Genomic DNA, 3,373 nt, shown 5'->3' on the forward strand with positions numbered 1-3,373 from the left:
AACAAACACACAGCCACGGGGTGCTAAATCGTATGCGGAGCCCCCCGGGGGCGGCGCCCGGCTGGGGGGGACCCGGCGCCCCGGTCGGCGTTCCACCGACCGAGCCGACCGAGCCGCCCGTACCACCCGTACCGCCCGAGCCGCCCGAGGAGCCCCGCCATGACGTCCCCCCACCGCGGCCGTTCACTGGCCGCCCTCCTGCTCGTCCCCCTGGTCCTCACCGCCGGCTGCGCCTCCGGACCCGCGGCCCCCGCCGCGCCCGCCGCCAGGCCGTCCGCGTCCCTGACGCCGATGGACCCGCCACCGATCGGCGACGTCCCCCGGTTGACCGAGGCGGGCGACCGGGCCCTGCCCATCGAGGCCTACCTGCTCAGCGGGGAGCAGTTCCGGCAGTACGACGCGGCGCAGACCGTGCTGGTCGCCCGCTGCGTACGGGGGTTCGGCCTGGAGTACTCCCGGCCGCCCGGGTCCGGGTCGGTGCCGTCCCAGAGCCAGACCGCTCACCGGTACGACCCGGTCGAACTCGCCGACGTCTCCGTGCACGGCTACCACGCGCCCGACCCGGGCGGCGCGAGGAAGCCGAGCGGGGGAGCGTCGATGGGCGCCGAGCTCACCACCGTGCTCGGTACGGGCCTCGGGCCGGGCGGGAAGCCCGCCCCGGGATCGGCCACCGAGTTCCGGGGCAAGGGGCTGCCGCCGGGCGGGTGCGTCGGGGCCGCGCAGAAGGAGCTGACCTCGCGCGGCGGCACCGGCCGGGACGCCGACGTCGCGGTGGGGATCAACTACGAGGGCTTCGAACGCTCGATGACGGACCCCAGGGTCAGGACCGTCTTCCAGGACTGGTCGCGCTGCATGGGGGACCGCGGCTACTCCTACGCCACGCCCGGGGACGCCCTCAAGGACTCCCGCTGGGCGGCCGCCGCCGCGCCGTCCGCGGAGGAGATCGCCACGGCCACCGCCGACGTCGACTGCAAGGCCCGGACGAACGTCGTCGGGGTCTGGTTCACCGTCGAGACGGCCTACGAGGACGAGCTCATCCGCCAGCACCAAGCGGAGCTGACCGCGGTCAGGGCCGGCAACGACGCGATGCTGGAGCTCGCGCGATCGGTGGCCGCGGCCGGTTCGTAGGAGGTGCCGGAAACCCACGGGACCGGTCAGGATTCGAGAAGCCCCCGCCGCAGGGCCGCCCGTAGCGTCATGGGTATGGGAAACAACGAGAACACCGCGTCCACCGTGTCCCTCGCCTCCGTCACCCTTGAGGTGGCCGACGCCGGGGCAGCCCACCGCTTCTATGCCGCGTTCGGCGTGGAGCAGCACGTCCGCCTGCGGGAGTCCGCGGCGCCGACCACCGGTTTCCGGGGCTTCGCCATGGCGCTCACGGTGTCCCGGCCGGGCACCGTCGACGGCTTCATCGCCGACGCCGTGGCCGCCGGGGCCACGGTGCTCAAGCCCGCGGCGAGGTCGCTGTGGGGCTACGGCGGCGTCGTCCAGGCGCCGGACGGGACGGCCTGGAAGATCGCGACCTCGGCGAAGAAGGACACCGGCCCGGCCACCCGCGAGATCGACGACGTCGTCCTGCTGCTCGGCGTCGAGGGCGTCAAGGCCACCAGGGAGTTCTACGTCGGCCGGGGCCTGACCGTGGCCAGGAGCTTCGGCGGCAAGTACACCGAGTTCACCGCCGGCGGGCCCGGCGCCGTCAAGCTGGCGCTGTACAAGCGCCGCGCGCTGGCGAAGGAGGTCGGCGTGGCCGTCGAGGGCACCGGCTCGCACCGGATCGTCCTCGGCAGCACCGGCGCCGCGTCCTTCACGGACCCGGACGGGTTCGCCTGGGACAGTGTCGCCTTGGCCGCGGCCGGCTCCTGACCCGGTCCGGTGAACGCGCGGACGACGCCTCGGCCCGGACGCGGCCTGCCGGGCCCGGGGCGTGTCCTTCGGCTCAGCCCAGTTGCTGGGCCAGCCCGAGGATGATCCCGCCCGGCCCGCGGAGGTAGCAGAGCAGGTAGCTGTCCTCGTAGCGCGCCACTACGCCGACGAGGACGGCGCCGTGGGGCCGGAGGCGGGCGAGGGTGTCCTCGATGTCGTCGACGGCGAACATGACGCGGTGCAGGCCGAGCGTGTTCGCCGGGGGGACCTCCGGCGCGGGGGTGATCGCCACGGGGGTGTGGTACGTCGCCAGTTCGAGCCGGCCCGGGGCGCCCGGGATCCGCATCATCGCGATCTCGCACCGCATGTCGTCGAGCCCGACGACCTTGCCCGCCCACTCTCCGTCCGTCGGCATCCTGCCTTCCAGCTCCATGCCGAGTGCGGTGAAGAACGCGATGGCGGCGTCGAGGTCGTCGACGACGATGCCGACGTTGTCCATGCGCTGAATCGTCATGCCCCGAGGGTAGGGGCCGGGGCCGACAGTGCCGGTGTCAATGCCCCCGGCGGTCGGCGCCGTTGCCCCGGACGGTCGCGTGACGGGCCGCCAACCGCCCTGGCCTGCCTTGCTGTTGGCGCGGTGACGGGCATTTGAACGTTCAATGTCGCGATTCGGAACGGTCCGGATGCGAACCTTGACGCCCGGGTCTTGACCCATGTGACCGGTGACATGTGTTATTTCACATGCCTCGGTGAGCACCCCCCAACGGACAGCGCGCGGAGGCAGCTCGACCCACCCCCACACAGGAGTGTTGATGAGTCAGTTCTTCAAGCTGCCAAGGGCTATGGCGGTCCTCGCCGCGGCGAGTACCGCCGTCGTCGGCCTGGGCGCCGCGCCGGGCTTCGCGGCCCCGGACAGCGCCCCGCCCGCGTCCGCACGCCACACGGCGTCCGCCGGGCACGGCCCCCGCATCCTGCCGCCGACCGGGAGCTCCGCCAGGGACGCCGCGAGCCGTGAGGCCGTCCAGGACCACCCCCTCACCGCCGCCCAACTCCCGCCGCGCAGCCCCCTGACCGCGCCCGCGACCGCCCCGCACGCCCCTGCGGCCACGCGGCTCGCCGCGGCGTCCTGCACCCCGGCCGACTTCGGCGGCCGCACCGGGTCCGCGCTGGTCTCCTTCGTCGAGGCCTCGACGCCCGACTGCGTCAACACGCTCTTCGGGATCGCCGGCTCCGACGCGTCCGGGGTGTTCCGCGAGAGCCAGATGATGACGATCGCCAACGCCCTCCAGGGCGTCGCCTCCGCCTACCCCGGGGACAACTCGACGGGGATCCTGCCACTGGTGCTCTACCTGCGCGCCGGGTACTACGTGCAGTTCAACCACCCCGCGGACGTCGGCTCCTACGACTCCGCCCTCACCACCGCGGTGGCGGGGGGGCCCCCCGCGGAGCCCGCGCCCCCCCCCCCGCACGCGGTCCCCGACCCGCACGGGCCGAGAGGCGGGGGGGCCCG

The 3,373-nt window shown here is 74.1% G+C and carries 4 protein-coding genes; 3 read left to right on the forward strand and 1 reads right to left on the reverse strand.

All coding sequences use genetic code 11. The features are described 5' to 3' along the window. Nucleotides 1-159: 159 nt before the first annotated feature. Together ACFV4F_RS40380 and ACFV4F_RS40385 are read left to right on the forward strand one after the other, a co-directional pair. Nucleotides 160-1,128: a hypothetical protein gene (locus ACFV4F_RS40380; protein WP_380447530.1), complete on the forward strand. Its 969-nt coding sequence runs from the start codon at nt 160-162 to the stop codon at nt 1,126-1,128. 75 nt (nt 1,129-1,203) lie between these two features. Then, nucleotides 1,204-1,863 carry a glyoxalase gene (locus ACFV4F_RS40385; RefSeq protein ID WP_380447529.1) on the forward strand — a complete coding sequence of 220 codons (660 nt, stop codon included), beginning with the start codon at nt 1,204-1,206 and terminating at the stop codon, nt 1,861-1,863. Nucleotides 1,864-1,936: 73 nt separating this feature from the next. Here ACFV4F_RS40385 and ACFV4F_RS40390 read toward each other — a convergent pair whose 3' ends face one another. Next, a complete protein-coding gene (locus ACFV4F_RS40390; RefSeq protein ID WP_380510475.1) occupies nt 1,937-2,377 on the reverse strand; it encodes a VOC family protein in 441 nt (146 codons plus the stop codon). A gap of 298 nt (nt 2,378-2,675) precedes the next feature. Here ACFV4F_RS40390 and ACFV4F_RS40395 point away from each other — a divergent pair. Further along, nucleotides 2,676-3,373 (forward strand): M9 family metallopeptidase N-terminal domain-containing protein (locus ACFV4F_RS40395; RefSeq protein WP_380510478.1); only part of this gene is annotated, 698 nt, incomplete at its 3' end.

The sequence above is a fragment of the Kitasatospora sp. NPDC059722 genome (assembly GCF_042733235.1).
In the GTDB taxonomy this organism is placed as follows: Bacteria; Actinomycetota; Actinomycetes; order Streptomycetales; family Streptomycetaceae; genus Kitasatospora.

Excerpts from the sequence above, each read along its gene's own strand:
- ACFV4F_RS40390 (WP_380510475.1), bottom strand. The coding sequence starts at position 2,377 with ATGACGATTCAGCGCATGGACAACGTCGGCATCGTCGTCGACGACCTC.
- ACFV4F_RS40380 (WP_380447530.1), top strand. The coding sequence starts at position 160 with ATGACGTCCCCCCACCGCGGCCGTTCACTGGCCGCCCTCCTGCTCGTC.
- ACFV4F_RS40385 (WP_380447529.1), top strand. The coding sequence starts at position 1,204 with ATGGGAAACAACGAGAACACCGCGTCCACCGTGTCCCTCGCCTCCGTC.